The sequence below is a fragment of the Comamonas sp. E6 genome (assembly GCF_001010305.1).
Taxonomy (GTDB): Bacteria; Pseudomonadota; Gammaproteobacteria; order Burkholderiales; family Burkholderiaceae_C; genus Comamonas; species Comamonas thiooxydans.
The window spans coordinates 95,427-122,280 of sequence record NZ_BBXH01000012.1 but is presented as its reverse complement, the minus strand read 5'-3'; the positions used below and the strand labels follow the sequence as shown (position 1 = coordinate 122,280).

Annotated in this window: 27 protein-coding genes; 17 read left to right on the top strand and 10 right to left on the bottom strand. The window is 61.3% G+C overall.

Annotated elements, in window-relative coordinates:
* Positions 1-28: 28 nt before the first annotated feature.
* From CSE6_RS11600 to CSE6_RS11570, 7 genes are read left to right on the top strand one after another with little or no spacing between them, the layout of a single operon-like run.
* A complete protein-coding gene (locus tag CSE6_RS11600; RefSeq protein ID WP_238585685.1) occupies positions 29-1,366 on the top strand; it encodes a histidine kinase in 1,338 nt (445 codons plus the stop codon).
* Complete coding sequence (locus CSE6_RS11595; RefSeq protein ID WP_043003903.1) at positions 1,363-2,697, top strand: CpaF family protein; 1,335 nt, start codon at positions 1,363-1,365, stop codon at positions 2,695-2,697. Before CSE6_RS11600 ends, CSE6_RS11595 begins: the two co-directional genes overlap by 4 nt.
* Positions 2,690-3,655 carry a type II secretion system F family protein gene (locus CSE6_RS11590; RefSeq protein WP_059440622.1) on the top strand — a complete coding sequence of 322 codons (966 nt, stop codon included), beginning with the start codon at positions 2,690-2,692 and terminating at the stop codon, positions 3,653-3,655. Before CSE6_RS11595 ends, CSE6_RS11590 begins: the two co-directional genes overlap by 8 nt.
* Entirely contained in the window at positions 3,655-4,608 is a 954-nt protein-coding gene (locus CSE6_RS11585; RefSeq protein ID WP_059440585.1) for a type II secretion system F family protein, read from the top strand. Before CSE6_RS11590 ends, CSE6_RS11585 begins: the two co-directional genes overlap by 1 nt.
* Positions 4,605-6,281: a lipopolysaccharide assembly protein LapB gene (locus tag CSE6_RS11580; protein ID WP_059440584.1), complete on the top strand. Its 1,677-nt coding sequence runs from the start codon at positions 4,605-4,607 to the stop codon at positions 6,279-6,281. The genes CSE6_RS11585 and CSE6_RS11580 overlap by 4 nt, the downstream gene beginning before the upstream one ends.
* 17 nt (positions 6,282-6,298) lie before the next feature.
* On the top strand, positions 6,299-6,724 hold the full coding sequence (locus CSE6_RS11575; protein ID WP_059440583.1) for a DUF3613 domain-containing protein: 426 nt from the start codon (positions 6,299-6,301) through the stop codon (positions 6,722-6,724).
* Positions 6,725-6,745: 21 nt separating this feature from the next.
* Entirely contained in the window at positions 6,746-8,632 is a 1,887-nt protein-coding gene (locus tag CSE6_RS11570; RefSeq protein ID WP_083994722.1) for a TadG family pilus assembly protein, read from the top strand.
* 6 nt (positions 8,633-8,638) lie between these two features.
* On the opposite strand, the gene CSE6_RS11565 is transcribed toward CSE6_RS11570, so the two are convergent.
* From CSE6_RS11565 to apaG, 6 genes are all read right to left on the bottom strand, one after another.
* Entirely contained in the window at positions 8,639-9,130 is a 492-nt protein-coding gene (locus CSE6_RS11565) for a CinA family protein (protein WP_059440581.1), read from the bottom strand.
* Positions 9,131-9,153: 23 nt separating this feature from the next.
* The gene (locus CSE6_RS11560) at positions 9,154-9,747 is read right to left on the bottom strand and encodes a phosphatidylglycerophosphatase A (protein ID WP_083994721.1); all 594 of its coding nucleotides are present in this window, start codon (positions 9,745-9,747) and stop codon (positions 9,154-9,156) included.
* 21 nt (positions 9,748-9,768) lie between these two features.
* The gene (locus CSE6_RS11555) at positions 9,769-11,385 is read right to left on the bottom strand and encodes a DUF4139 domain-containing protein (protein ID WP_059440580.1); all 1,617 of its coding nucleotides are present in this window, start codon (positions 11,383-11,385) and stop codon (positions 9,769-9,771) included.
* Between the two features lie 99 nt (positions 11,386-11,484).
* Positions 11,485-12,462 carry a thiamine-phosphate kinase gene (gene thiL, locus CSE6_RS11550; RefSeq protein WP_059440579.1) on the bottom strand — a complete coding sequence of 326 codons (978 nt, stop codon included), beginning with the start codon at positions 12,460-12,462 and terminating at the stop codon, positions 11,485-11,487.
* Positions 12,463-12,523: 61 nt separating this feature from the next.
* Positions 12,524-14,491 carry a site-specific recombinase gene (locus CSE6_RS11545; protein ID WP_034395882.1) on the bottom strand — a complete coding sequence of 656 codons (1,968 nt, stop codon included), beginning with the start codon at positions 14,489-14,491 and terminating at the stop codon, positions 12,524-12,526.
* Between the two features lie 19 nt (positions 14,492-14,510).
* On the bottom strand, positions 14,511-14,924 hold the full coding sequence (gene apaG / locus CSE6_RS11540; protein WP_059440578.1) for a Co2+/Mg2+ efflux protein ApaG: 414 nt from the start codon (positions 14,922-14,924) through the stop codon (positions 14,511-14,513).
* Between the two features lie 31 nt (positions 14,925-14,955).
* Here apaG and rpe point away from each other — a divergent pair, with 31 nt between their 5' ends.
* The 3 genes from rpe to speE all read left to right on the top strand — a co-directional run bounded on the left by rpe (position 14,956) and on the right by speE (position 17,920).
* Positions 14,956-15,636, top strand: a complete 681-nt coding sequence (gene rpe / locus CSE6_RS11535) for a ribulose-phosphate 3-epimerase (RefSeq protein ID WP_034355083.1) — start codon at positions 14,956-14,958, stop codon at positions 15,634-15,636.
* Between the two features lie 196 nt (positions 15,637-15,832).
* Entirely contained in the window at positions 15,833-16,516 is a 684-nt protein-coding gene (locus CSE6_RS11530) for a phosphoglycolate phosphatase (RefSeq protein WP_034355080.1), read from the top strand.
* 138 nt (positions 16,517-16,654) lie between these two features.
* Positions 16,655-17,920 carry a polyamine aminopropyltransferase gene (gene speE, locus CSE6_RS11525; RefSeq protein ID WP_059440577.1) on the top strand — a complete coding sequence of 422 codons (1,266 nt, stop codon included), beginning with the start codon at positions 16,655-16,657 and terminating at the stop codon, positions 17,918-17,920.
* Between the two features lies 1 nt (position 17,921).
* Here the strand turns inward: speE and CSE6_RS11520 are convergent, their stop codons facing one another.
* The gene (locus CSE6_RS11520) at positions 17,922-18,527 is read right to left on the bottom strand and encodes a chalcone isomerase family protein (protein WP_034355074.1); all 606 of its coding nucleotides are present in this window, start codon (positions 18,525-18,527) and stop codon (positions 17,922-17,924) included.
* 445 nt (positions 18,528-18,972) lie between these two features.
* On the opposite strand from CSE6_RS11520, the gene trpE reads away from it, so the two are divergent.
* From trpE to trpC, 6 genes are all read left to right on the top strand, one after another.
* Positions 18,973-20,472, top strand: coding sequence for an anthranilate synthase component I (gene trpE / locus CSE6_RS11515; protein WP_059440620.1), 1,500 nt, complete (start codon positions 18,973-18,975; stop codon positions 20,470-20,472).
* Entirely contained in the window at positions 20,469-20,798 is a 330-nt protein-coding gene (locus tag CSE6_RS11510; RefSeq protein WP_034355072.1) for a chorismate mutase, read from the top strand. Before trpE ends, CSE6_RS11510 begins: the two co-directional genes overlap by 4 nt.
* A 4-nt stretch (positions 20,799-20,802) precedes the next feature.
* Positions 20,803-21,384 (top strand): aminodeoxychorismate/anthranilate synthase component II, encoded by a 582-nt coding sequence (locus tag CSE6_RS11505; RefSeq protein ID WP_034355070.1) that lies wholly within the window; start codon positions 20,803-20,805, stop codon positions 21,382-21,384.
* Between the two features lie 111 nt (positions 21,385-21,495).
* Complete coding sequence (trpD, locus tag CSE6_RS11500) at positions 21,496-22,539, top strand: anthranilate phosphoribosyltransferase (RefSeq protein WP_152668560.1); 1,044 nt, start codon at positions 21,496-21,498, stop codon at positions 22,537-22,539.
* A complete protein-coding gene (locus tag CSE6_RS26075; protein ID WP_193751120.1) occupies positions 22,536-22,697 on the top strand; it encodes a hypothetical protein in 162 nt (53 codons plus the stop codon). Before trpD ends, CSE6_RS26075 begins: the two co-directional genes overlap by 4 nt.
* Positions 22,690-23,490 carry an indole-3-glycerol phosphate synthase TrpC gene (gene trpC, locus CSE6_RS11495; RefSeq protein WP_059440575.1) on the top strand — a complete coding sequence of 267 codons (801 nt, stop codon included), beginning with the start codon at positions 22,690-22,692 and terminating at the stop codon, positions 23,488-23,490. Before CSE6_RS26075 ends, trpC begins: the two co-directional genes overlap by 8 nt.
* Before the next feature lie 21 nt (positions 23,491-23,511).
* Here trpC and CSE6_RS11490 read toward each other — a convergent pair whose 3' ends face one another.
* Positions 23,512-23,916: a winged helix-turn-helix domain-containing protein gene (locus tag CSE6_RS11490; RefSeq protein WP_012840108.1), complete on the bottom strand. Its 405-nt coding sequence runs from the start codon at positions 23,914-23,916 to the stop codon at positions 23,512-23,514.
* Positions 23,917-24,088: 172 nt separating this feature from the next.
* Between CSE6_RS11490 and CSE6_RS11485 the strand changes: the two genes are divergently transcribed.
* Complete coding sequence (locus CSE6_RS11485; protein ID WP_080745841.1) at positions 24,089-24,826, top strand: uracil-DNA glycosylase; 738 nt, start codon at positions 24,089-24,091, stop codon at positions 24,824-24,826.
* 20 nt (positions 24,827-24,846) lie between these two features.
* On the opposite strand, the gene CSE6_RS11480 is transcribed toward CSE6_RS11485, so the two are convergent.
* Both CSE6_RS11480 and CSE6_RS11475 read right to left on the bottom strand, forming a co-directional pair.
* Positions 24,847-25,773 carry a DMT family transporter gene (locus CSE6_RS11480; protein WP_238585684.1) on the bottom strand — a complete coding sequence of 309 codons (927 nt, stop codon included), beginning with the start codon at positions 25,771-25,773 and terminating at the stop codon, positions 24,847-24,849.
* A 105-nt stretch (positions 25,774-25,878) separates the two neighbouring features.
* Complete coding sequence (locus CSE6_RS11475; protein ID WP_034404566.1) at positions 25,879-26,733, bottom strand: Wzz/FepE/Etk N-terminal domain-containing protein; 855 nt, start codon at positions 26,731-26,733, stop codon at positions 25,879-25,881.
* Between the last annotated feature and the right edge of the window lie 121 nt (positions 26,734-26,854).

Below are 26,854 nucleotides of genomic sequence, written 5' to 3'. Positions count from 1 at the left end.
GTGTCCGGGTAGAGGCATGAATATGCGCATGGACTCATCCCAGCTCAATACCGCACAGCCAGGGGCGGTGAGCGGCAATGCACGAGTGGTGCTGGTCACCCAGTCGCCATCGCACGCTTTCTGGCTGGCGAGTGCTCTGGGTAGCGATGCGGAAGTGATACCGGTGGCAGGCGATCTGGCTGCGCTTCACACTGCGATTTCGGCGCCAGGGCTTGGCGTGGTGGTGGTGGATTTCTCGGCTCCCATGACGGAGGCGGCCATCGCCCTGGTCAGCGATCTGCGCGTCATATTCCCTGGGGTGGTGATCATGGGGGCTGGATCCGCCGTGGAGCCAATGTCCATGCGCGCAGCCCTGCGCTGTGGTGTGGCTGAATTCATTGACTGGGATGCGTCCGAAAGTGAGGCCAGCGTCGCCATCAGGCATCAGATGCATGTACGCAGTCAGCTGCCTGCGGCTGTAGCTCTGGAGCAGGAAACAAAAGGTTTCTCCCTGCCTTTGCTGGGGGCACGTGTAGGGATGGGAGTGACTACGCTGGCAACGCATCTGGCCGTGATGTTCCAGGAAATGCATACCTATGACGTGAGAGGCGCCAAGCACAAGAAACAGCTTGCCAGGCCTTTTGGCGCAAGTCAGTTGCCGCTGGATGAGTCCGCACATGCGGTATTGCTGGATCTGGGCTTGCCTGCACGCGATGGCTTGCTGTATCTGGGCATCGCTGGTGACTTCAGTTTTGTGGATGCGGTTCAGAATACGCGCCGCCTGGACGCGACATTGATCGAATCGGCCTTTGCCAAGCACTCCACGGGCACTGTGACTCTGGCCTGGCCTTCCGATCTGGGCATGCTGCGCGAAGTCAGCCCTGCAGCTGCAGCGGGCGTAGTCAACACGCTCAAGAGCTTGCTTGGGGTGCAGGTGATTGATCTGGGCGGCATGGTGCAGGCTGATTTTCTGGCGCCTTTGCTACGCGAGAGCGGACAGGGCTGGGTGGTTTGTGACCAGTCGCTGGGAGGCATTGTGTCTACGGCACAGATGCTCAAGGAGCTTGATGCCAAGGGTGTGAATCGCAGTACGCTCAAACTGGTGCTCAACCGCTTCAATGTGCAGGCCGGCCTGCCAGCCAAAGAGGTCGCGCAGCGCCTTGGTCTGGAATTGCTGCACGTGGTTCCGGATCGATCCACGGTTTTGCTGAATGCCGCCAGCTGTGGACAGTTGTTGTCGCAGTCGCTGCGCGGTGATCCCTATGTGACCTGTGTCAGAAGCATGGCCAGAGCATTGCTCAGCGGAGCGGTTGCTGCCGACAAGGCCGCGGCGCCAGCGTCGGGCGTTCTGGGGCAATGGGCCAAGCGATTGAGGAGAGGCGAATGAGCATGGACATTGTTTTCGCCGAAAAAAGCAGTCATTTTTCGGACTCCAAGCAACTGCTGCTGATCAAGAACGTCGCACACGAGCATTTGCTGACGCGTGTGGAAGAGCTGGGCGCGGTGTTTGCCAAATGGTCAACCAGTCGTGTGCGCCAGTTCGTGCACCAGGAGCTGGAGCAGTTTGTGCGTCAGCAGCGGTTTCCCGTCAATGACGAGGAGGTGCAATGGATTGCGCAGGCACTGAACAAGGAGTTGTCGGGGCTGGGGCCGCTTGACGACTTGATGGCCGACCCGGAGGTCGAGGACATTCTGATCAACGGCTATCAGCGCGTATTCGTTTCGCGCAAGGGAATTTTGCAGCAGGAGGCCTTGCATTTTACCGACAACGCTCATGTGCTGCGCATCGTGCGCCGCATCATCTCACCGCTGGGTCGCCGCCTCGATGAATCCACGCCCATGGTCGATGCGCGCTTGCCGGATGGAGGGCGTATCAATGTGGTGATAGAGCCCTTGTCGCTGGACGGGCCGGCGGTGTCGATACGCAAGTTTCGCAATGATCCGCTGCGGGTTCAGGATCTGGTCGATTTCGGCACCATGGACGAAGGCATGGCCCGCTTACTCGAGCTGGCGGTGCGTGAGCGCTGCAATATTCTTATCAGCGGCGGCACCAGTTGCGGCAAGACCTCCATGCTCAATGCGATTGCGGGCTTTATCCCCGGCAATGAGCGGGTGGTGACGATTGAAGATACGGCCGAGCTGACGCTGCCTCACCCTCATGTGGTGCGCATGGAAAGCCGTCCCGGTGGTTTTGAAGGCGCGGGAGTGGTTTCCATTCGGGATCTGCTGCGCAACAGCTTGCGCATGCGCCCGGATCGCATTGTGGTGGGCGAGGTGCGCGGCGCGGAAGTGCTGGAGATGTTGCAGGCCATGAACACCGGTCACGACGGCTCCATGGCCACCATCCACGCAAGCTCTCCGCGTGAGTGTCTGCACCGCATGGAGATGCTTGCCGGCTTTGCGGGCTTTCAGGGCAGCGAGGTCAGCCTGCGCCGCCAGATTGCCAATGCGCTCGACTTCATCGTGCAGATCAGCCGCCTGCCCAATGGCAAGCGGCGCATCACATCAATTACCGAAGTCACGGGCATCATCGATAGCGTGATTGCCACGCAGGAGCTCTATCGTCACGAGCTGCTGCCGCAACCCGACGGCGAGGATCTGGAGCGTTGGACCACGCTGGGCATGGTACCGCATACGCCCAAGCTGGCACGCTATCGCGCGGTGCTGCAGCACGCCGGAGGCAACGGCGCCAACCATGCGGGACTGCGCCATGGCTAGCAATGCGTTTTTGCTCCTGAGTCTGGCGCTGCTGATTGCGGCTGCCGCGATTGCGCTGTGGATGCTTGCCAGCCGGCAGCAGAGGACGCACCGTATGACCAGGCATCTGGAGCAGAGTCTGGAAAAAAGCGCGGCCGCTGCGGCCGGGTTTGTCGCCAAGAATGCGGCATCGGCTTTTGATGGTTCAGTGGCGGATGCCTTACTGGGCAACGAGAAAAGAACAGGCTGGCCGGTTCCCGCCATTTTGTTGGGGACGGTCGGTGCCGGACTTTTCTATGGCGGGCTGGTCTTGATTGTTGTGGCGTTTCTGATCGTTGGCTTTGCTGTTGGCTGGCTGGCCGGTAGTGCGGCGCTGGTGGTGCAGGGGATTGGCTTCTTCTTTTTGCTTTATGCGCGGGCTCAGAAGTACCGCGCCAGGCTCACGCAGCAATTGCCCGGCTTTCTTGATAACACGGTGCGCCTGGTGACCATTGGCAACTCCGTTCAGGCGGCCTTCCAGATGGCTGCAGCCAGCACCAAAGACCCGTTGCAGTCGGTCATGGAAAAGGCCGCCAGTCTGGCTCGTGCGGGTATGGATCTGGAGAATGCGGTCGCCCATGTAGCGAGGCAGACAAGACTGGACGAGCTGCACTTGCTGGCAGCTATTCTGCGCATCAGCGTGCGTTATGGCGGCCGGGTCGATCTGCTGCTGGAGCGTGTGGCCAATTTCATGCGCGACCGCGAACAGGCCGAGCAGGATCTCTCTGCCATGACGGCCGAAACGCGATTGTCTGCCTGGGTACTGAGCCTGCTGCCGGTGGCTGTGTGCTGTCTGATCATTTCCTTCAACGCGAGCTACTTTCTGCGCATGTGGAACGACGCTAATGGGCGCAACTTTATCTGGGCGGCGGCGGTCCTACAAATCCTTGGTGTGGTGCTGCTCTACCGCATGGCCAAGCTGGATGAGGGAGCAGATTGATGGAGACATCCCGTCTTTTGCTGATGCTGAGCGTGGCATTTCTGGCCTTGGCGGCGCTGATCAGTGCGGCGTTGATTGCCTATGCGCATCAGCGCCGTGAACGCAGCAGTCAGGTTGTGCGGGATGCGCTGAGCCGCAGCGGTTCAACGGCGGCGAATGCGACGACGGCGCCTGCCAGGCCCGCAGATCTGCTGCGCTCGCTCAATGGCGATGGCGACCTGCCTGCGCACTGGCTCAATACCTCGCTTGGCAAGGCATTGGTTGCCGAGGAAGACCGCATTTTGCTGAGCAAATGCGGTTGGGGATCAACTCGCGCGCAGCTGCAATACCTGATAGCGCGTTGCGTAGTCTCTGTATTGCTTGTACTGCTTGCTGCCTTTGTTTTCTCGGGCAGCAAGCTATTTCTGCTTTACCTGTTTGCTGCGTTCACCATAGGTTTTCTGCTTCCCAAATGGGTGCTGCGCAGCGTGGCTCGCCGTCGCAGGGCCAGCGTCGCCCGCGAGCTGCCTTTGTTTGTCGATTTGCTGGGCTTGCTGCAAGGCACAGGCATGAGTCTGGACCAGACCCTGCAGGTGATTGGCACCGATTTCGGCAATGTCATGCCCGTGCTTTCGCGAGAGATACAGCTGGCCAGCCAGCAGTACAGCCGGGGCAGCACGCGTGAGCGTTCCTTTGCTCGCATGAGCGAGGTCTATCAGAACGACAACCTGGCCAATCTGACATCGCTGATGATTCAGATCGACAGATACGGCGGTGCCGTGCAGGAGCCGCTGCGCATTTTTGGCGAACGTCTGCGCGAGCAGCGCAAGGCCAAGATGAAGGAGCTGATAGGAAAGATCTCGGTCAAGATGACTGGCGTCATGGTGGTGACGCTGCTTCCGGCCCTGATCATCATTACAGCCGGACCGGGGTTCCTTGCCGTGATTCGGGCGCTGGGAGGGATGACGAAATGAAAAAAGAAAGCCGATATCTGATGCTGCCATTGGCCGCTGCAACCATGGCCCTGCTGTCGGGCTGCTCCAGCATGGGTAATCTGCTGGGGCAGAGCCAGCCCGTGTTGTCGCCCGCAGCCAAGGCCGCAGCAGACAGACCGCTGGAGAAGGAGGCGGTGGTCGACACGCAGGACACTTACCTCGCTCTGGTCAAGCAGATGCAGTCCAAGTCGCTCTGGTATGCCTCCATTGCGCACCTGGATGCACTGGACAAGCAGTGGGGCGCTTCCAGCGATTCGCGGCTGCTGCGCGCCGATGCATTGCGTCAGGTGGGGCAGCTCAGTGCAGCCATCCCCATTTACCAGGGCCTGCTGGGCAGCGCCAAGGACGGAGCCGCACGCTACGGCCTGGGCCGTGTGGCCGCAGAGCAGGGCGACTTTCGCAGTGCCGCTCTGCAGATGGAGCAGGCGCGCATGAGCAATCCCGTGGACTCGCGCCTGTTGACCGATCTGGGCTATGCCTATCTGCGTGCGCGTGATCTGAATGCAGCGCGCATCCCTTTGATGCAGGCGGCGCAGCTCAACCCCGAGGACGCTCAGGCCAGTGTCAATCTGAGTCTGTTCATGATGGTCAGCGGCCAGGGCGCACAGGCCGAGGAATTCATGCGCCAGCGCAAGCTGGATGCACAGACCCAGCAACTGGTCAAGGAGCAGGCAGGGGAGTGGTTGAGGACTGCAAGCCTGGCCGCGGCAAAGCCTGCCGCGGCTGCGACCGGAAAGGTCGTCAACCTCTCTCGTCCGGAAGTGAAGACCGCCCCCGAGGCCGTGGCCAGCTCCGGGAAATCCGCCGAAGTGCCGGAGTCTGCTGCAGTGCAGGAGGTACCCGCAGCAAAAAAGCCCGCACCGGAGCCTGAAGCCGCAAAGGCTCCGGTAGTGGTAGTCAAGGCAGCGGAGTCTGTGCAGCCTCCTGCTCAAACGTCCCAGTCCCCGTTGCCGCTGCCCGCAGCTGCGCCCATGATGGCGCGGAATGTGGAGCGGGGGCTCAGTGGTGGTCAGTGGATGGTCTCTGGCGGCAGCTTCGATGCAGGGCGACCACGTCACCCTGGTCAGGGGGCGAGCCAATTGATGCCAGCAGCTACGCAAACTTATGCCTACGCGCTGCCTGTGCCTGTGCAGACAATTGACGCTCCTGTCGATGTAGCGGCTGCCGCTCCATTGGAAAGGATTCAAGAGTCAAATCGACCTGAAGTTTCCATACTTAAAGCGCAACAAGCTCCTGCATTGATAGCAAAAGTGGCGCCGCCCCTGGAGGTGGCCGTGGCGACGGCTTCTCAGTCCGCGAAGCAGGAGACGCCCAAGCCTGCGCAGCCTCTACTTACCGAGGCGATGCCCGTAAAACTGCAGCAGACGCAGGCGGTACCGGCTCCGCGCGCCGAGCCTGCACCGCAGCCCGTGATCTCGCGCCAGCCCGTGCGCCCGACAAGATCAGTGCCGGACGCTGCGGTGGTAATGGCGGCGGCACATCCTGCCGCTGTTCGCCAGGCCGGTGAATCCGGTAGCAAACAGGCTGTGCAAGCCCTGCTGCCCCAGCGCGCAGCGGCGGGCGGCTTGTTTTTCGAGACGCCCGATGAAGATGCTGGTAGCAAGCCTGTAGCTTCTGCCAAGAAGAGTGCACCCGAGCGTGCCTGGCCCTGAACCCTCAAGGAGTCCCCATGAATACGCAGACAGCATTCACCCAACGGGCCCGCGCATTCACCCTGGCGTTGATGGCACTGGGCACGGCCTCGGTCGCCATGGCGCAGGCCGGCAGCAGTACCGGCTCCAGCACAGGCGTGACCAATATGAGTGCGCCCCGAAGTGCGGCGGTGACGCCCACTGCAACAGCTCAGGCAGCAGTGACGCAGACACCGGCTCCCGGCAACGCTTCCCTGACACCACCCGCAAGCAATCGTGTGGGCGATGCCACCAGCTATCTGCTGGCGCTGCAGGCCAGTGGGCAGTACGCATCGCGCAATGCCTATCCCGTGACAAGCGATGTGGCCCAGCGTAGCTATCAGCGCTATCTGGAGAGCTTTACCCACAAGATCCCGGAAAGCGCGGAAACACAGGTGGGCAGCAAGACAGGTGGTAGCCGCTAAGCGGTCAGAGAGGTTCTCTGCATGCAGTCTTTTGCCAAAGGCCTGAGCCGTGTTCGCATCCGTCGCCAATCGGGCTCTGTGGCGACGCTGGGGGCGTTGTGGCTGATGATTGCCGTGATCTGCCTGGCAACCATCGATATCGGCAATGTGTTCTGGCAGAAGCGTGAGTTGCAGAAGATGGCGGATCTGGCGGCGCTGGCGGGGGCCCAGGGCGAAACTCCGGCAGCCTGCCAGGCGAATGCGGCTCGTATCGCGACCTTGAACGGGATGACGGGGGCGCCGCAGGTTGAATGCGGAAACTGGACCCCAAGTCCCGGGGTGGCCGATACCAGGACCTATTTTGTGAATGGGGCCAGCCCGTTGAATGCTTCCCGTGTGACCGTTGCGCGAACGGTGCCGTATTTGTTCCTGTTTTCAGTGACTGCCGCGAATGGCCGTCAAGTCGAAGCCGTTGCAACCGCGGCGCGAAGCAGGCCGTTGGCACAGCTGAGAATCAGAAGCACCTTGCTTGTCATCGACGATAAACAATCGGCCATTTTGAATCCGATCATTGGCGGTTTGCTGGGGGGGAATTTGAATATTCAGGCAGTGGGCTGGAACGGTCTGTCTAATGCTCATGTCTCTCTGCTCGATTTCTTCAAGGAATTAGGCGGAAAAAAAGGACTCATAGATATCAATGCGACCGTTATTGATTACGAGAAGATATTGGATGCGCCTATTTCTGCTCTGGATGTGGTCAACGTCATGCTGACGCTTTTCCAAAGGCCGATTTCCAATGGAGACTCTGCCTCCGCAGTCAATGCAGCTATTACCGCACTAAATGCCGTGATTGCCGCCAATATATCCAATGTGCAGATCACGCTTAGACAAATATTGAATGTCAGTTCAGGCTTGCCGGAAGCTGCATTGCAGACGCAACTGAACGCCTTGAACATCATCCAGCTGCTGGCTCAGGTTTCAGGGCAGAAGAACGGAGTGGCCGTCAAGGGAAATGCACTGGATATTCCAGGAGTGGCAGGCGTAAAGCTCAACCTGAAGGTGATCGAGCCGCCTCAGGCATCGGTGATTGCCGCCTTGCCCACCACCAGCGCATCCTCTTATGCCAACGCCGCAGTGGCAGTGAAGACCGCTCAGATTCAAGCGCTGATATCAGTAGATCTCAAGGTGCTGGACGGCCTGTCTGGGCTCGTCAATGCACTGGGAGGCTTGATTGGCTTGCTGACCAGTGTCTCGCCTCAACTGACAACGTTGCCCACCCGGTTCGATGTGCAGGTCGAAGGGGTTGGGGCGCAGGCCTGGGTTGAGAATGGTCAATGCTTGCCCACCAAGAGGATGAGGGTCCATGCTGAAACCTCGCTGGCCAAGATCCGGTTCGGGCGGTTCGGCAACTCTGCTGACGAGGCATTCACGAATGCCTTCAGCAATAATCCATCAAGCTATCTGCAGCCCTTCAAGATTATCGATATAGGTCGCCAGAATTTACTTTCTAGAGAGGCTGGATATTATGGAGGAATAGGCTTAAAGCTTGACTCATCGGAGGCCTTGAAAGATTCCAAGGTATTCGATTTGAGTGCGCCTGACAGCCTGCTGTCCTTGAACAGCAACAATGAAGCGTTTCAGAAATTTAGTATGAATGGCTTGATATCAAGTTTACAGGGACTTTTGATAAAAAATAAGATTGAGATCATTCAGCCACCGTCCGGCAATGATGTTCTGGCCGCTGTTCTGGATCTTGTGACCAAGCTGGTCGCGGAAGTCCTGAAAACAGTATCCACCGTGGTGGCGCAAATCCTGGCACCTCTGCTGGACCCCGTATTGAATCAGCTCCTGGGACTTCTCGGGATCGATCTGGCACAGGCCGAGTTGGAGGGGCGCATGGACTGCGGAACGGTTGCGTTGGTCTACTAGTGGCAATCAATGCAGGTTTTCAAGAACCGTCTTCAAGATGTGCGACGTCGTTTCCAGACGAATCCGGGCCCGTGATCCCTGCAGATTCAGTGGCATGCTGTAGATCGATTGGCCCAGACCCCACCCCACCCACACCGTCCCCACTGGCTTTTCAGCAGAGCCTCCGCTAGGGCCCGCAATCCCCGTCACGGCAATGCTGACCTGGGCGCGTGAGTGACGGATGGCGCCTTCAGCCATGGCGCGCACGACTTCCTCGCTAACGGCGCCGTGCTTTGCGATCAGCTCGGCGGGCACGCCCAGCATTTCGGTCTTGGCCTCGTTGGAGTAGGTCACGAAGCCACGCTCGAACCATTGGCTGGAGCCTGCGAGATCGGTGCAGGCTGCGGCAATCATGCCGCCGGTGCAGCTTTCGGCGGTGGCCAGCATCCAGCCTTTTTCGGTCAGCCTGGCGGCCAGCTGCCGAACCAGTTCTTCGATATTGGCTTCTTGTGTGCTCATCGTCTCCTCCAGGACTCACGCGGTCAGAAGAAATGTCGCCAGAGGGCCACGATCAGCAGGGTGCAGAAGGCAGCAACCAGGTCATCCCACATGATTCCCCAGCCGCCGCGCAGGCCGAAGCCTTTGAACAGGCGGTCGGCCCATTTGACTGGCTGGGGCTTGACGGCATCAAAAAATCGGAACAGCGCAAAGCAGGTGAGCTGGCCCCAGAAGCCCATGGGCATGCACAGCCACAGAACAATCCACATGGCGACCACTTCGTCCCAGACGATATGGCCGGGGTCGGCCACGCGCATATGCTTTGCGGTGACGGTGCAGGCCCACCAGCCTACGGGAATGCTGGCGGCAATCAGCCAGCCGATCTGTGCCGGGCTCAGCCACAGTGCCAGCACCAGATAGGCCAGCCAGGCCCACAGGCTGCCCACCGTGCCGGGGGCGACGCGAGGCAGGCCGGAGCCAAAGCCCAGAGCAATCAGATGGGCCGGGTGTTGCAGCATGAACTTCACGCTGGGGTGGGCGATTCCCGCCGCATTCATGCCGGGGCGTGCTTTGTTATTGATAGCTGCTTGCGCAATATCGGCAGGTGCTGCAGCGCTGTTTGATGAGTCATCCGTCATGGCGTGATGATAAGCGCAGGCTTATTGCAGTCCGGTGATGGGCTGGTTTTCGGGAAAGCGGACCTGGTGCGTGGCCTGGAACTGCGCCGTGCTGCGGGCGGCCAGATTCTGCTCCCAGGCAACCATGCCGTTTTGCGCATTCCAGCTGGTGGTGGCTGGCTGCGGGCTGTATTGCGACTGCACCTTGATCTGCTCATTGCGCGAAACAGGGGCCGAGTCCAGCACCTGCAGCGCGATGGGCTGGTTGTGACGGTTTTCGACGGCGTAGCTGCGCACGATGCTGCGCTCAGTCTTGCTGCTGACCCAGCCGCCGCTGCCGGTATGGCTTTGCGCAGGCAGGCGGCGTACCACCACGTTGTCATCGCGGCCAAAAGACAGTCCTTGCGCCAGTGCCTGGGCATTGCCAAAGTCCAGTCTGCCATTGCCAACCAGCGCCTCGTCACGGAACAGTGCTACCGGGCCCGCCGGCCAGATGCCTGGCGGAGCCTGCAACGTGGCAATCAGATAGGCCGCCTCTTCCATGGCTGGCGCGGTGCGGGTCAGCAAGCTGGTGGCCAGATTTTCCTGGCCTAGCGACAGCGTGATGCGCTCGGCGCTGGAGGGTACGCTGATCTTGTACGGCACGATGAATTGCGTGCTGTAGGCCGTGTTGATGCTGGAGACATCGAGCACAGGCAAGTCCGGTGCTGCTGCCTCTTCGCGCATTGCCCGGGCTCCGCTGCGCGCCATCATGGCGACGGGGGCCGGTGCCGGAGCGGCGGGGGGCATTGGTTGCGCGATATCCACCGTCCAGGGGCGCGGCATGACACCCTGGGTGCTGCGGCCGGGTTGGCCGGTGGACAGGCGCAGGCGCACATTGCTCCAGTCCTCGCCACTGGCCTGCACGACCAGGGCCTGGCGCTCCAGCTGCACCTGCTGCTTGCTGGTGTTCAACTGAGCGCGGTAGCTAGGCTGCCAGCTGGGGCCGCGCACCTGATAGCTCAGGCGCACATTGGCAGCGCGTGCGCTGGCCAGTTGCACGCTGACTTTCATGACCTGAGACTGCTCGGAGCCCGTGCGATCGCGCTCCTGGCGCAGAGGCTGCAACTGCGCCAGCAGATCCTGCTTCTGGCGCTGAATCTGGTGAGCACGCAGGCTGTTGTCGCGGCTGGTCTGGCGCAGGGCCTGACTGGTGCCGGCGATCTGAGCGGGGCTGATTCTGGCTTCGTCGCCGGGCTTGCTCATGCCCTGCAGAAAATCGCCCACCAGCCTGGCTGCACCTTCTTCGGCCTCGATGTTCGCGAGCTGATCCTCAAGGCTGCGAATCTGCTGGTCCAGCGGGCTGGTGCATTCCTTGGCAGCCATCAGCCTGGACTGCATCAGGGTCTTAATCTCACCCACGCGCACGCCTTCGTCTCCGCTGATCTGCAGGCTTTGCGTATCCACGCTGGCGGGCAGGCATTCAAAGCTGAGCAGGCGGGTCTGGGCGTCGATGCGTGCCTCGCGCTGTACGGCGGCGATGCCGGGATAGAGCGTGACTTCTGTGATGGGCGCGCGATTGCCAGAGACACTGAGGCTGCTGGCGTCGGCCAGGGCGAGCCCGGGCAAAGCAGCTGCGACACAGACCATGGATACGGGCAGAAGACGGCTTGAACGCATTGGGCAGCTCTTGTGGATAGCGAGGGCTTGAGCTTAACCCAGGGCTCTTGGCGCGCCGCTTGTCAGGTGCAGGCCGCCTCCTGCCCGCGTGCTCGGCGTTCAGCTGCCGAAGTGGTCGAAGGATTTCCAGCGGTTTTGCAGCAGGGCGCCGTTTGCGTCGATCACGCGCAGGCCCGGCTCGGCATCGATGCGGCCTATGCGATGCACAGTCGTGCCGCTGGCAGCGCCTGCAGCCAGCACGTCGGCATGCCGGGCTGCGGGGGCGGTAAAACACAGCTCGTAGTCATCGCCGCCGGCCAGTGTGCATTGCTGCTGCAGCTTTGAATCGAATTGCCATGCATCGCTTTGCGGATAGGCGGCTGCGGCCATCAAGGGCGTGGTGCAGCGGCTGTCTACCGTGGCGCCGACGCTGGACAGCTCCAGGATATGGCCGAGATCGCCGAGCAGACCGTCGCTGACATCCAGCGCGCTGCTGGCAATGCCGCGCAGCGCCAGGCCCAAGGCCACGCGCGGCGTGGGCGCTTCCAGCCGCTGGCGGGCCTGCTGCAGCAACTCGGCAGGCAATTGCACATGGCCCAGCATGGCCTCCAGCGCCAGTCGTGCATCGCCCAGATTGCCGCTGACCCAGATCTCATCGCCGGCCCTGGCGCCGCTGCGCAGCAAGGCCTGGCCGGCAGGGACTTCGCCAAATACGGTGATGCAGATATTGAGCGGGCCGCCCGTGGTGTCGCCGCCGATCAGTTCGCATTCATGGGCGTCGGCCAGAGCCAGCAGGCCGGCCGCAAATTCGCTGATCCAGGCCTCGTCGGCACCGGGCAGGGACAGGGCCAGCGTGAATGCCAGAGGCCTGGCGCCGCTGGCGGCCAGATCGCTGAGATTGACGGCCAGAGCCTTGTGACCCAGCAGGCGCGGGTTCACGTCGGCAAAGAAGTGGCGGCCCTCGACCAGCATGTCGCTGGAGATGGCCAGCTGCATGCCGGGGGCCGGGGCCAGCAGCGCGCAATCGTCGCCCACGCCCAGGGCGGCGCGACGTACGGGGCGCTGGAAGTAGCGGCGGATCAGATCGAATTCACCCATGAAGTCTCTGGCCGCCCGCGATGCTGCGGCCTGGTGGCCGCTGGTCGGCGGCGGTTAAAGGTCAAGGCCAGAAAAAGCTCAGCGGCCTGCGCCAGAAGCGCTGGCGTATCGCCTTGTAGATGCGCGAGCGGTCCACGCCGCTGACGTTGTGGGCACGCAGGGCGACGCGGAAAGCCAGATAGAAGCTCACCCCCACATTCAGCGCCGCATTGAAGGGCAGCATGGCCACGGCCCACCACAGCAGATCGTCATGCAGTACCTCCCAGCCCAGCGATGCCACGGCGACGCCGATCTGGCCGGTGGACAGGGTGACGTGGCGCACTTCCAGTCCCAGGCCGAAGAAGGCCGCAAATGCAGGCACTAGGCCCAGCATGAAACCCAGCGAGATATTGGATGCCAGGCTGGAGACATTCTTGCGCAAGAAGCTTGCCCAGCGATCCGCGCGGCCCGTGCCCAGAAAGCGAGTGATGCGCGGGTTGTAGCGAATCACCGAATCGATGTTGCGCAGCACAAACCAGTTTTCCGCACCACCGGCAATCAGGCTGCTGACAAACAGCAGCACGCCGGTAAAGGCGGCGAAGAGCACGGACGGCCCCAGCAGACTCAGCGAGTCCAGCACCTGGCGCGCATGCGGGGTGCTGAGCGCCTGATGACCGACCAGATAGGCATAGCCCAGCGACAGCAGCAACGCACCGGGGAAGACGATGAGCACGTTGCCCAGAATGGCAGCCACCTGGGAGCGCACCAGATGGGCGACTTCGTCGACGAACTCCTGGATGGAGCCATCACTTTGGATGTCCTTGAGCTTGGCCGCCATGGCCGGCGCCGTCATGGCCGGCTGCTTGGTGGCCACCGTGAAGTGCAGCATCTGGATCAGCACAAAGCTGATAGCGTAGTTGAAGCCCGCAGCCAGTCCCGACCAGAAGACGGACAGGCCCAGCGCATACAGTGCAAACTTGGCCAGCGTGGTGAAGGCCATCACAAAGCCGCCACCCGCGGCCTTGGCAACCATCTTGCGGTATTCGCTGCCGTCGCGGGTGATGTAGTGCTCGCCGGTTTCGGCACTGCGCTCGGCCACCTTGGCTGCCAGCAGCGATGAGTTGGTGGACATCAGCGCACGCACGCTGCGCCGCTCTATGCCCACGGCCACGAGGTTGGAGAGCAGCTCTGACGTCTCGTAGGCGCGGTCTTCTGCCAGCAGGCAATCGAGCAGGCGGCGAATGCGCAGAATGCGCGCACGCACCTGGCGCAGGCGGAAGATCAGGCCGACTGAAATGCCTTCGGCCTCGACATAGGAGTAGACCGACGATACGGCGGCGCGGCAGGCCTCGAGCCGTTCGCGCAGCTGGGCGGCTGCGGCGTCGCGCCTGTCGGTGGTGCGCAGCGGCAGCATGACCTCCACACGCAGGTTCTCCACATCGTGGATCAGCGCATGAAACGGTTTTTCCTCGCGTGCCTGCTCACTCATGCGCAGACGCAGCTCTGGGGCAAACCCCGTGGAGAGAATCTGGCCCGCGCAATAGGTGATGGCGTCCAGCAGGTTGCGCTCCCAGAAACTCACGCCTTCATCCTGCTGCAGCGGGGTCAGCAAGGTGGTGATGCGGGCCATGAGTTGGCTGTCCAGCGCATGCAGCCAGCGGGCGTCGAAACGGTCGGGAAAGACCAGCATGAACAGCTCGGAGGCATCCTCGGTCTCGGGCGTGCTGGGCAGCAGCTTGTAGCGCAGGCGCTCGGCCACTTCGCTGGCCATGGCCGTGCGCGGGGCAAAGCCGAAATCGGCCAGCAGGGCGGTGATGTCCACCGTCTCCATCAGCGTCTGGCTCCAGCGGCGCAGCCGGGACAGGGCCTCGGGATCGGCCTCGAAGGCCTCGACGATCTGTTTCACGCGCTGCACGGCGCCTTCGACAGAGGGTTCGGCTGCGCGTATCCATTCGGCCAGATGGATCAGCCACAGATGGCGTTGCGCAAGGCCTGCATCGGGGTCCAGGGACGCCAGCAGGCCGGGCAGGTCAAGAGTGCTTTTCTTCATGCAAATGTGGGTGCTTGCCTCAGTGCAGAACGCGCTTCTCAGGCATGGGCATGGGCATGGGGTCGCCGGACTCATTCATCTGCAATACGAAGAGCGGAATCTCGCAGTCGAAGGTCTCGCCCTCGTGGTTCACGCAGAGATAGCTGCCGCGCATGGTGCCCGTGGGCGTGCGCAGTTGGCAGCCGCTGCTGTATTCAAAGGATTCACCAGGCTGCAGCAGCGGCTGTCGGCCCACCACGCCCAAGCCTTTGACCTCTTCGACATGGCCCAGCTCGTTGGTGATGATCCAGTGCCGCGCAATCAGCTGCGCCGGCACCTCACCCGTGTTGGTGACGGTAATGGTGTAGGAAAACACATAGACGCCGGCGGCCGGGGCAGATTGCTCAGGCAGGTAGGCGGGCTGGACTTGGACCAGAAACTCATTCATCGGCATGAGCTAATGGTAACTGCGACAATTGCAATCCATGAGCCCCACCTACCGTATTGCCCCCTCCATCTTGTCAGCCGACTTCGCCCGTCTGGGTGAAGAAGTGCGTAATGTCATTGCGGCCGGCGCCGACTGGATCCACTTTGACGTGATGGACAACCATTACGTGCCGAATCTGACCTTCGGCCCCATGATCTGTCAGGCTTTGAAGCCCCATTCGGTCACACCCGATGGCAAGCCCGTGCCCATCGACGTGCATCTGATGGTGCAGCCCGTGGACGATCTCGCCACGGCCTTTGCCAAGGCAGGAGCGGACTACATCAGCTTCCACCCCGATGCATCGCCGCATGTGCACCGCAGCGTTCAGAACATCAAGGCCCACGGCTGCAAGGCCGGTCTGGTGTTCAATCCCGCCGCGTCGCTGGAGGTGCTGGACTGGATGATCGAAGACATCGACCTGATCCTCTTGATGAGCGTGAACCCCGGCTTCGGCGGTCAAAGCTTTATTGATAGCACGCTGCGCAAGATCGAAAAGGCCCGCAAGTTGATCGATGCTTCTGGCAAAGACATTCGCCTGGAAGTGGACGGCGGCATCAAGGAAGCCAATATCCGCGCCGTGGCCGATGCCGGTGCCGACACCTTTGTGGCTGGCAGCGCCATCTTCGGCAAGCCGGATTACAAGGCTGTCATCGACACCATGCGCAAGAATCTTGCCTGACTCCCGCTTAAGGTGCTGCGCCCCGCAGCTCCTTTGCACTGAGGCGGCGAAGCCGCCCAGGTCTGGCTCGCTGTCCTGGCTTCGGCTGCGCTCGATGCAAGAGCGCGGCTTTTGGAGTCGGGGCATGGAAGTTTTAGTGTTTTTGGCTGCAAGCCCAGTATTGAAAAGCGCATGCAGCTATTGAATTGATAGTTGTATGAAGCTGAATCTGCCTGCTCCCGCCGCCGCCCTGGAACTGGATGCCGTCATGGTCGACCTCGATGGCACCATGGTGAATACGCTGGGCGACTTTGCCGAAGCGCTCAACCGCATGCTGGCCGATCTGCAACTGCCGGCCATCAAACCGCAGATCATCGAAAACATGGTGGGCAAGGGCAGCGAGCATCTGATCCGTTCCGTGCTGGCGCATGTGGAGGCCATGGATATCGATGCCCTGTATCCTCGGGCCTGGCAGCGTTACGAACACCATTACCTGGCCATCAACGGCCAGTTTGCCGATGTCTACCCTGGCGTGGCCCAGGGTCTGCAGGCTCTGCGCTCCCGGGGCCTGCGCATGGCCTGCCTGACCAACAAGCCTCTGTCCTTTGCCCAGCCCCTGCTGGCCGCCAAGGGGCTGGACGGCTTTTTCGACTGCGTGTTCGGTGGCGACTCCTTCCCGCGCAAAAAGCCCGACCCCATGCCGCTGGTCGAAACCTGCAAGGCCTTGGGCAGCGAACCCGCGCGCACGCTGATGGTGGGCGACTCCAGCAACGATGCCCAGGCTGCCCATGCCGCCGGCTGCCCCGTGGTGCTGATGACCTACGGCTACAACCACGGCCAGCCCATCACGGCTGTCGAGGCCAGGGCTCATCTGGATTCGTTGGAACAGCTTGTGGTGTGATGCCGTCTGTTGGTCCGCATATCTGGCAGGAAAGAGTGCGGATAAGCATATTTGCTAGAGTCATTTGCTTTGTTTGAACCAATGTCGGCTCATGCATCGCCTTGCAGCCGGCAGAGAACGAAGGGGGACTCACGCCACATGCATGGACTGCACCTGACTGCCGACCTTTATCAATGCGCAGGCTCCGAGCGCTACATGCTCGATGCCGACGCCATCGCCGGGCTTTGCCGCGAACAGACTGCGGCCTCGGGGCTGACCCTGGTGGATGACACCTGGGTGAAGTTCCCGCCCTATGAAGGCCAGCCCGGTGGGGTGACGGGTACGGTGCTGTTGGCGGAGTCCCATCTGGCCATACATACCTGGCCCGAGACGGGTAGTGTCACCATTGACGTCTATGTGTGCAATTTTTCCGCCGACAACTCGGGCAAGGCCCGCCGTCTGATGGAAGGCGTGATCGACGCTTTTGTGCCCAAAAAGGTGCTGCGCCAGCAATTGATGCGCGGAGACATCGGCATGGCGCAGCCGGCAGACCATGCCGTGGACCCTGCACCCGAGCCTGAATCCGGCTGGGCCCTGGAGCAGCTCACGCCCCATGCACGCTTTGGCTATCGCGCCACGGCGTTGCAGACGCTGCAGACCCCATACCAGAAGCTGGAGTTGCTGCAGACGCCGCAGTTCGGCAAGGTGCTGCGTCTCGATGATTGCTTCATGACTTCCGAGGGCGAGGAGTTCTTCTATCACGAGGCCCTGGTGCACCCGGTCGCCACGGCCCACCCCGCGCCGCGCAAGGCATTGATTCTGGGCGGCGGCGACGGTGGTGCCGCCGAGGAGCTGCTCAAGCATCCGAGCATCGAGCGTGTGGTGCTGGCCGAGCTGGACGAGGCCGTGGTGCAGTTCTCGCGCCAGCATCTGCGGTCCGTGCATCGCGGCGCGCTCGATGATGCCCGTGTCGAGGTCTGCATAGGCGACGGTCTGGCACTGATGGAGGCAACGGATGAGCGCTTTGATCTGGCACTGATGGATCTGACCGATCCCGATACCCCGGCCAGCGCCCTGTATGCGCCTGACGCGCTGGCACGCATGAAGCGTGTGCTGGCGCCGGGCGGCGCGCTGGTGCTGCATCTGGGCAGCCCTGTCTTCCACGGCCCGCAGGTGGCCGAGCTAGTGCGCAGCCTGCGTCAGCAGTTTGCCGTGGTGCGCTGCTATGGCCTCTATATTCCGCTTTACGGCGCTTACTGGGGGCTGGCCGTGGCCTCCGATGAGCTGGATCCGCTGGAGCTGAAGGCGCAGCAAGTGGCCGAGCGCCTCAGGCAGCGCAGGGTGCGGGATCTGCAGTACTACAACGAGCAGGTGCACGGCGCGCTGTTTGCGCTGCCCAACTATTACCGCGAGCTGCTCAAGTGAGTCAGCCAGCCTCGCCCAGCAGCGCTTTCTTGAGCTGCTGATCGGCGGGCTTGGGACCCAGCCAGATGCCCAGCAGGGCGTTGAAGAACTCGGGCTCCTTGAAAGCCTCGCCCTGAGGCTGGCCCTTGACGGTCACGATGGCGCCCTGGCCGGGCAGCCAGTCCACCATGAAGCTCTCGCCCGCAAGCAGTTTTTTGTGCTGGGTGAAGATCTCGCTCATGCGCATCACCCCCGGAATCAGCTTGGAGAAGGCGGCGCGCTCCATATTGTCTTCCATGCCGCGCGAGAACAGCTTGCCCAGCTCGGCCGAGTCGATATCGCGCAGCATGGTCACGCTGATACGCTTGGGGCCGGGCAGGGCGGCGATCTCCTGCAGGCTGCGCGCCGGCTTTTCCAGGTACAGGCCGGCGGTATAGACCTTGAAAACAGCCTTGTAGCGGGTTCCTGCGCCATTGAGTTCCAGCGTCCTGCCCTGGGACTGCAAGCTGGGGGCATAGATGACACCGTGAAGTTTCACGGGCTCGGAGGGCATGCCTTGTGCCTGAGCGGCCGGGCAGGCAAGAGCGGCTGCCAGCAGCAAGGCTGGCATCAAACGGGCACTGGGCATGGCGGTCTCCTCGTGATTTCCGGTCGAGCAGTTCTGGTGACCGCTTCGCTTGCACGCCGTGGGCGAGCGTTCCGGTAAAAAACGGTATGTTTGTTTTTGTCCGCGATGGCTGCAATCAGGTCTGTCCCCAGCAAAGGGGGAGTTGCACGGCATCGGAGCGCTATTGTTTGCGCGGCGGCGCTATGCGCTACACTGTCCGCATCATGTTCATTCATCGCACGTTCAATGCAGGTTGTGGAGACCGGGGAGCCTGGCCCTGGCGTAAGCCTGCACATCCGAACTGCTGAAGCACCCGGCACGAGCCCGGCGTGCACCCCGCGGCCCCATGCGTTGCATACTTCGGGCCAATTGGAATGAACCGGCGCATCCTCTCTTCAAACGCGTCATCTGCCCGTAATCAATCCGTGCAGATGCACCATGCGCCATGACTACCGGAGCTTCTCCCGTGATCACGGAACTGGAATTCAAATCGCTTGCGGCCCAAGGCTATAACCGCATCCCCCTGCTGATCGAGGCCTTTGCCGACCTCGAAACCCCGCTGTCCCTCTATCTCAAGCTCGCCCATGCCAATGGGGACGGCAAGTACAGCTTCTTGCTGGAATCCGTCGTCGGTGGCGAGCGCTTCGGCCGCTACAGCTTCATCGGCCTGCCGGCACGCAGCTTTGTGCGTGCCTCGGGCTTTGGCACTGAAGCCAAGACCGAAGTCGTGACCGATGGCAAGGTGGTGGAGACAGCAGGCGGCAATCCGCTGGACTTCATCGCGGCCTATCAGCAGCGCTTCAAGGTTGCCGTCACGCCCGGCATGCCGCGTTTTTGCGGTGGTCTGGCCGGCTATTTCGGCTATGACGCCGTGCGCTACATCGAGAAAAAGCTGGAGAACAGCTGTCCGCCCGACAGCCTGGGCACGCCCGACATCATGCTGCTGCAGTGCGAAGAGGTGGCCGTCATCGACAACCTCTCGGGCAAGCTCTACCTCATCGTCTACGCCAACCCCGGCGAGGCCGAAGCCTATACCCGCGCCAAAAAGCGCCTGCGCCAGCTCAAGGACCAGCTGCGCTACTCGGTCAGCGCCCCGCAGATTCGTGCCGGCGAGAGCTATCCCGCAGAGCGCAGCTTCGACAAGCAGGACTATCTGGACGCCGTGCAAAAGGCCAAGGAGCTGATTGCGGCGGGCGACTTCATGCAGGTGCAGGTGGGCCAGCGCATCCACAAGCGTTTTACGGCCTCGCCGCTGTCGCTGTACCGCGCGCTGCGCTCGCTCAACCCCAGCCCCTATATGTACTTCTACCATTTCGGAGATTTCCATGTGGTGGGGGCCAGCCCGGAGATTCTGGTGCGGCAGGAGCGCACGCCCGATGGCCAGAAAGTCACGATTCGCCCCCTGGCCGGCACCCGTCCGCGCGGCAATACGGTGGAGGCCGACAAGGCCACCGAGAAGGAGCTGATTGCCGACCCCAAGGAGCGTGCCGAGCATGTGATGCTGATCGATCTGGCGCGCAACGATATCGGCCGCATTGCCAGGACAGGCAGCGTCAAGGTGACCGAGGCCTTTGCCGTGGAGCGCTACAGCCATGTCATGCATATCGTGAGCAATGTGGAAGGCATCTTGCAGGACGGCATGGACAATATGGATGTCTTCAAGGCCACCTTTCCCGCAGGCACGCTGACGGGCGCTCCCAAGGTGCATGCCATGGAAATCATCGACCGGCTCGAACCCAGCAAGCGCGGCATCTACGGCGGCGCCTGCGGCTATCTGAGCTTTGCCGGCGACATGGATCTGGCGATTGCGATCCGTACCGGCGTCATCAAGGACAACGTGCTCTATGTGCAGGCCGCTGCCGGCGTGGTGGCCGACTCCGTGCCCGAGCTGGAGTGGAGAGAGACCGAGCACAAGGCCCGCGCCCTGCTGCGCGCCGCAGAACTGGTTGAGGAAGGTCTGGAATGAGCCAAGCCATTGATCTGGTGCAGCACTGCACCACCATGGAAGATGTGCGCCGCAATGTGAATGCGCTCGACGATGTGCTGGTGCCGCTGCTGGTCACCCGCATCGGCTATATGCAGCAGGCAGCGCGCATCAAGGGTGATGCGAGCCAGGTGCGCGATGAGGCGCGCATCGAAGCCATCGTCAGCCGCGTGCGTGAGCGCACGGTGCAGGAGGGCGGCCAGCCCGATGTGATGGAGACCGTCTATCGCGCACTGATGGAAGCCTGCATCGACTACGAACACCAGGAATTTGCGCGTCTGCGTGAACCCAGGAAATCAGGGGAGTAAGACCATGAAACTGCTGATGGTCGATAACTACGACAGCTTTACCTACAACATCGTCCAGTACTTTGGCGAGCTGGGCGCGGAGGTGACCGTGGTGCGCAATGACGAAACCACGGTGGCCGAAGTCGAGGCGCTGATTGCGCGCGAAGGCATCGAGCGGCTGGTGATCTCGCCCGGCCCCTGCTCGCCCAACGAGGCGGGCATCTCGGTGGCGGCGATCAAGCATTTCGCGGGCAAGCTGCCGATTCTGGGTGTCTGCCTGGGTCACCAGAGCATTGGCGCGGCCTTTGGCGGCGACATCATCCGGGCGGGCCAGCAGATGCATGGCAAGACCAGCGTGATCAGCACCGACCAGAAGGGCGTGTTTGCCGACCTGCCAAGGCAGTTCACGGTCAACCGCTATCACTCTCTGGTCATAGACCGCAGCACGCTGCCCGAGTGCCTTGAAATCACGGCGACCAGCGAAGATGGTGAAATCCAGGGGGTGCGCCACCGCGAGCTGGCCATCGAGGGCGTGCAGTTCCACCCCGAGAGCATTCTGACCGAGCATGGTCATGCCATGCTGAAGAACTTTCTCGATCAGAAATAACAGCCGATTTATTGATAGCTGCCAGCGCACGTCATTGCTTGATTTCAGATTGAAAGCAATGGGAATGCAAGTGAAGGCAAGCGTAAGCAGCTCTCAAAAATATAGAGAGATATTGCAATGATCACTCCCCAGGAAGCGCTGCAGCGGACCATCGAGCATCGTGAAATCTTCCATGACGAAATGCTGCATCTGATGCGCATGATCATGCGCGGAGAGCTCTCGCCCGTGATGACAGCCTCCATCATCACCGGCCTGCGCGTGAAGAAGGAAACCATTGGCGAGATCTCGGCTGCGGCCGAGGTGATGCGCGAGTTCTCCAACAAGGTGAACGTGCACGACAAGAGGAATCTGGTCGATATCGTCGGCACCGGCGGCGACGGCGCCAACACCTTCAACATCTCCACCTGCTCGACCTTTGTGATTGCGGCGGCGGGCGGCAAGGTGAGCAAGCATGGCGGGCGCAGCGTCAGCAGCAAGTCGGGCAGTGCCGATGCCATGGAGGCGCTGGGCGTCAACATCAACCTCAACGCCGCGCAGATCGCCGATTGCATACGCGATGTGGGCATAGGCTTCATGTTTGCGCCCAACCATCATCCGGCCATGAAGAACGTGGCCCCCGTGCGCAAGGAGCTGGGCGTGCGCACCATCTTCAACATCCTGGGCCCGCTTACCAACCCGGCATCTGCGCCCAATATCCTGATGGGCGTGTTCCACGAAGACCTGGTCGGCATTCAGGTGCGTGCCCTGCAGCGCCTGGGTGCCGAGCATGCGCTGGTCGTCTACGGCCGCGACGGCCTGGATGAGATCAGCCTAGGCGCGGGCACGCTGGTCGGCGAGCTCAAGGACGGCGTGGTGCGCGAGTATGAAGTCCATCCCGAGGACTTTGGCCTGCGCATGGCTGGCACGCGTTCGCTCAAGGTCGAGAATCCCGAGGAGTCCAAAGCCATGCTGATGGGCGTGCTGCAGGGTGAGCAAGGTCCGGCACGCGATATCGTCTGTCTCAACTCCGGCGCCGCCCTCTATGCCGCCAATGTGGCAGGCTCGATCGAAGAGGGCCTGGAGCGTGCACAACAGGCCATCGACAGCGGCGCGGCACTGGCCAAGCTCAAGGAGCTGGTGGCCTATTCGCAAAAGCTTGGCCAGGCAGCGGCATGAGCCTGCTGGATGCGCCCATCTGGAGTGATGCCGGCACCTGGATCGTGCTGGGCCTCTCCCTGCTGTTCATCGTGGTGGGCATAGGCATGCACCGCGTCATCGTGAAGGTCTTGCGCGGCCCGGCAGATGCCGCCACCAACAAGGAAAACCATGTCTGACATTCTCAAGAAAATCTGCGACGTCAAGGTCCAGGAAGTTGCTGCCGCCAAGAAGGCCGTGCCGTTTGCCGAGATGCGCCGCGATGCGGAAAGCCGTGTCTCCACGCGCGATTTCGTGGGCGCCATCCGTGCCAAGATTGCCAAGGGACAGGCCGGCGTGATTGCCGAAGTCAAGAAGGCAAGCCCCAGCAAGGGCGTGATCCGTCCCGACTTCGATCCTGCCGATATCGCCCAGAGCTATATGGTGGGCGACGGCAAGATCAGTGCGGCCAGCCTGTCGGTGCTGACCGACCGCCAGTTCTTCCAGGGGCAACCCGACTATCTCAAGCAGGCCCGCGCGAGCACGCTGCTGCCGGTGCTGCGCAAGGACTTCATGGTCGACCCCTATCAGATCTACGAATCGCGGGTGATGGGCGCCGACTGCGTGCTGTTGATCGCTGCCTGCCTGGACGATGCGCAGATGGCGGAGATGGAGCAGATTGCGCACAGCCTGGACATGGATGTGCTGGTGGAAGTGCATGACGGGGAGGAGTTGCAGCGCGCTCTCAAGCTCAAGACGCCGCTGGTGGGCATCAACAACCGCAATCTGCGCACATTCGAGGTCGATATTCAGACCACGATTGCGCTCAAGAAGGATGTGCCCGCCGATCGCCTGCTGGTGACCGAGTCCGGTATCCTGAGCCGCGACGATGTGAAGACCATGCGTGACGCCGGCATTGACGCCTTCCTGGTGGGCGAGGCCTTTATGCGTGCCCGCGAGCCGGGCGAGGCCCTGGCCCAGTTGTTTCAGTGAGCGATTGGCTGCTGTGCAGGTTCAGCGCAGAACCTGCACATCGGCATCCAGAAAATAGCCGGCACCACGCTTGGTCTTGAGCAGCGTGGGGGCGCGGCTCGATGCTTCGACCTTGCGGCGCAAGCGCAGCATCTGCACATCAATGGCACGGTCAAAGACATCGTCTTCGGCCTGCGTCAGATCCATGATCTGCTCACGGCTCATGATTTGTCTGGGACGTTTGAGCAGGGCCAGCAGCAGCGCGAACTCGCTCTTGGTCAGTCCCACCTCATGCCCGGCAGCGCTGATGAGGCTGCGCGAGCGCAGCCTCAACTCCCAGTCGGCAAACTTGAAGCCCTGGGGACTCAAGGTGAACGCAGGGCGGGCGCAGGAAAAGAAGGCCTGCGCGGCAGAGGCTTGTGAGTGACTGGCAGAAGATGTGTGCATGAATAACTCCTTGTGAGCCTGAGCCGCCAAGTGGTCAGCTATGTTGGAATCGATTCTTTGCAAATTGTCAGAATGTGTCACTCACTGAAATCAGGTATTTTGAGCCTCAAAATAGGTAGGAACCCTTGAGGAAATCATTCGAGGTGACTCTGGAAGTTGAGAGAATCCACGCATGAACTTCACTAGTCAGAGCATGAGTGCCAACACCGCTGCGCCTACCCAGTTGATGAGTGCAGATCCGCAGGACTGGCCTGTCTCGCCAGACTGGCAAGCCGTTGTCGACTCTTTCTTTGCAGGGAGCACAGGCCAGGGCTTGCTGCAGTTTTTGCAGCAAAGACTGGGTGCAGGGGCCGTGATTTTCCCGCCCAAACCTCTGCGGGCCCTGGAATTGACACCCGCCGAGGAGGTGCGTGTCGTGATCCTGGGGCAGGACCCCTATCATGGTCGTGGGCAGGCCGAGGGCCTGGCATTTTCTGTAGCACCCGGGGTGCGCGTTCCGCCATCGTTGCAGAACATCTTCAAGGAAATGCAGCGCGAACTGGGCACGCCGTTTCCGGCGTTTCCCCAGCCAGGCGGCAGCCTGGTGAGCTGGGCTCAGCGTGGTGTACTGCTGCTCAACACCAGCCTGACGGTGGAAGAAGGGCAGGCCGCAAGCCATGCCAAAAAAGGCTGGGAAGAGCTGACCGATGCCATCATCCGACATGTCGCCGAGCAGGGGCGGCCCACGGTCTTCATGCTCTGGGGCTCGCACGCCCAGTCCAAGCGTGTGTTCATTCCTCAGGATCGTGGCCATCTGGTGCTGATGAGCAATCACCCTTCACCGCTATCGGCCCTGAGGCCTCCCGTGCCTTTTATCGGTAACGGACACTTCGGCAAGGCCAGGGAGTTCAAGCTCAGACACGGCTATTGAGATGGCCAGATTGGGCTGTCTCAGCGCTTTTCCCTGATTCCAAGCCAGACGCCCGTCAGGCCGCTGAGCGTCACCACCGTCATTCCGAGCAGCGATGTGCTGTCGGGAAGCTGCCCGAAAAACAGCCAGCCCATCAGCATGGCAAAGCCGATCTGGCTGTAGAGGAAAGGTGCCACGGTTGCGGGCGTGGCGTGGGTGTATGCCTGCAGCAGCATCAGGTGGCCAATGCCGCTGCAAAGGCCCATCACAGCTGCTGCTGCGTAGATCTGCCAGTCATCGATGGGCTGCCATACAAAGCCTATGAGAGGCGTGGTCAGCAGCAAGGGCAGCCAGGTCGAGTAAAGCTGGGTGGTTGGAGGTGAATCCAGGCGCGACAGGCGACTTCCGAGGACCTGGTAGGTGGTGCCCGATACCAGCAGACCAACCGGCCACAGAGCGGCCAGGCCCAAGGGCTGTCCATCGTTTTCCGGTCGGACGATGGCAATCACTGCCAGCAGACCGATCACCAGCAGCGACCAACGGGCAGGACTGACCTGCTCTTTGAAAAATAGCGCCGAGGCCACCACGATAAAGAGCGGCGCTGCTGACCAGATGGCCGTGAAATTGGCCAAAGGCATGTTCTTTATGCAGAAGAAGGCGCAGACCGTGGTCAACAGCCCCGAGATCGCGCGCAGCAGCTGAAACCTCAGGTTCCGGGTTTTCAGTGCCGAAAGGCCGTGCCGAGGCAAAACCAGCACGCTGGTGACCAGAGCCTGGGCCGTGAAGCGCAGCCACAGAACCATGAGAACCGGAAGCAGCGTTCCCGTGAACTTGGTGGCGCTATCCAGAACGGCAAACAGCGCACAGGCGAATATGGTGAGCAGAACACCGCGGATGGCAGATTGCGCTGACGGGGAAAGTGTGGGAGAGAGCCAGCTGGGGAGCATGTCCGTAGCGATTTGCGACAAGAGAAGCGAGGAATTCTAGGGGGGATGAAGTTGTCGGCTCTGGTTGTGACGCCCATAAAAATGCCCGCACTGTTAGGTGCGGGCACTGGATGGGGTGAAGAAGGATTACCAGGGCATGGCGTTACGAATACGCGCAATTTTTTCGGCCTGCGCGGTCGAAGACTCCTTGGCGGTGCGCAGCGCCTGTCGGATGAAGACAAACAGCAGCAGCAGGAAACCGGTACCCACGGCCGCACCAATGGCCAGCATGGGCTTCTTGGGCTTGATGGAGCGTTCGGGCAGGGTCGGCATCTGGATCACATCGTCGTTGTCCAGGCCGCCGAGGCGACGCTCCATGTCCAGAATCCCCTTCTGGCGATTGCTGTTGGCGGTCAGCAGTTCACCATAGAGGCGGCTGGTGGCTTCGGTGACACTTTTTCCAGAAGAGAGATTGGCAGAAGTGTCATGCTCCAGCTTGAGCGATTCCTCCAGGCGTGTCTTCTCGGAGGCCAGTTGCACCTCCAGCTGCTTTTTTTCCAGACCGCGTGGCTTGCTCAGAGGAAACAAAGTGTCCAGCAGTGCCTGGTTGAGCTTTTGAGCCGCTTCAGGCGATTTGGCCTGGGTTGAAATATTCAGCAGCTTGTCCTGCTTGCCGACATTGACGGTGATGCGCTTGCTGAGCTTCTTATAGATCTCTTCCTTGGTCAGGCCATCGTCCAGGCCCGCCACGGGAGCAATCTGGTGCAGTACGTCTGCAGACATGGCCAGGCTGGCGGCCATGGGAGCGGTAAAGCTGGAGCCGGCACGCTCCACCTGAACCGATGCGCTGCTCTCGTAGGTCTTGGGGATCACCAAGCCGATTCCGTAAGCCGCAATGCCAGCCAATAGCGGGCCGAAAATCAGAATTTTCCAGTTTTCTGCGAGTGTGACCAATAGATCCAGCAGATCCAACTCTTCATCTTGTGGGGTTTGAACTTCCATTGATTTTTTCTAAATGAATAAGCACTTTGACAAAACGATGAAATCTACCACTAAGAAAAGATTGGACCCAGTGTTTCTGTAACTCCTTATGCCAGGAGCCGGCACGGCGGCTCCAATGTGT

Coding starts and splice junctions, on each gene's coding strand:
- CSE6_RS11600 (WP_238585685.1), top strand. CDS start 29: ATGGACTCATCCCAGCTCAATACCGCACAGCCAGGGGCGGTGAGCGGC.
- CSE6_RS11595 (WP_043003903.1), top strand. CDS start 1,363: ATGAGCATGGACATTGTTTTCGCCGAAAAAAGCAGTCATTTTTCGGAC.
- CSE6_RS11590 (WP_059440622.1), top strand. CDS start 2,690: ATGGCTAGCAATGCGTTTTTGCTCCTGAGTCTGGCGCTGCTGATTGCG.
- CSE6_RS11585 (WP_059440585.1), top strand. CDS start 3,655: ATGGAGACATCCCGTCTTTTGCTGATGCTGAGCGTGGCATTTCTGGCC.
- CSE6_RS11580 (WP_059440584.1), top strand. CDS start 4,605: ATGAAAAAAGAAAGCCGATATCTGATGCTGCCATTGGCCGCTGCAACC.
- CSE6_RS11575 (WP_059440583.1), top strand. CDS start 6,299: ATGAATACGCAGACAGCATTCACCCAACGGGCCCGCGCATTCACCCTG.
- CSE6_RS11570 (WP_083994722.1), top strand. CDS start 6,746: ATGCAGTCTTTTGCCAAAGGCCTGAGCCGTGTTCGCATCCGTCGCCAA.
- CSE6_RS11565 (WP_059440581.1), bottom strand. CDS start 9,130: ATGAGCACACAAGAAGCCAATATCGAAGAACTGGTTCGGCAGCTGGCC.
- CSE6_RS11560 (WP_083994721.1), bottom strand. CDS start 9,747: ATGACGGATGACTCATCAAACAGCGCTGCAGCACCTGCCGATATTGCG.
- CSE6_RS11555 (WP_059440580.1), bottom strand. CDS start 11,385: ATGCGTTCAAGCCGTCTTCTGCCCGTATCCATGGTCTGTGTCGCAGCT.
- thiL (WP_059440579.1), bottom strand. CDS start 12,462: ATGGGTGAATTCGATCTGATCCGCCGCTACTTCCAGCGCCCCGTACGT.
- CSE6_RS11545 (WP_034395882.1), bottom strand. CDS start 14,491: ATGAAGAAAAGCACTCTTGACCTGCCCGGCCTGCTGGCGTCCCTGGAC.
- apaG (WP_059440578.1), bottom strand. CDS start 14,924: ATGCCGATGAATGAGTTTCTGGTCCAAGTCCAGCCCGCCTACCTGCCT.
- rpe (WP_034355083.1), top strand. CDS start 14,956: ATGAGCCCCACCTACCGTATTGCCCCCTCCATCTTGTCAGCCGACTTC.
- CSE6_RS11530 (WP_034355080.1), top strand. CDS start 15,833: ATGAAGCTGAATCTGCCTGCTCCCGCCGCCGCCCTGGAACTGGATGCC.
- speE (WP_059440577.1), top strand. CDS start 16,655: ATGCATGGACTGCACCTGACTGCCGACCTTTATCAATGCGCAGGCTCC.
- CSE6_RS11520 (WP_034355074.1), bottom strand. CDS start 18,527: ATGCCCAGTGCCCGTTTGATGCCAGCCTTGCTGCTGGCAGCCGCTCTT.
- CSE6_RS11510 (WP_034355072.1), top strand. CDS start 20,469: ATGAGCCAAGCCATTGATCTGGTGCAGCACTGCACCACCATGGAAGAT.
- CSE6_RS11505 (WP_034355070.1), top strand. CDS start 20,803: ATGAAACTGCTGATGGTCGATAACTACGACAGCTTTACCTACAACATC.
- CSE6_RS26075 (WP_193751120.1), top strand. CDS start 22,536: ATGAGCCTGCTGGATGCGCCCATCTGGAGTGATGCCGGCACCTGGATC.
- trpC (WP_059440575.1), top strand. CDS start 22,690: ATGTCTGACATTCTCAAGAAAATCTGCGACGTCAAGGTCCAGGAAGTT.
- CSE6_RS11490 (WP_012840108.1), bottom strand. CDS start 23,916: ATGCACACATCTTCTGCCAGTCACTCACAAGCCTCTGCCGCGCAGGCC.
- CSE6_RS11485 (WP_080745841.1), top strand. CDS start 24,089: ATGAACTTCACTAGTCAGAGCATGAGTGCCAACACCGCTGCGCCTACC.
- CSE6_RS11475 (WP_034404566.1), bottom strand. CDS start 26,733: ATGGAAGTTCAAACCCCACAAGATGAAGAGTTGGATCTGCTGGATCTA.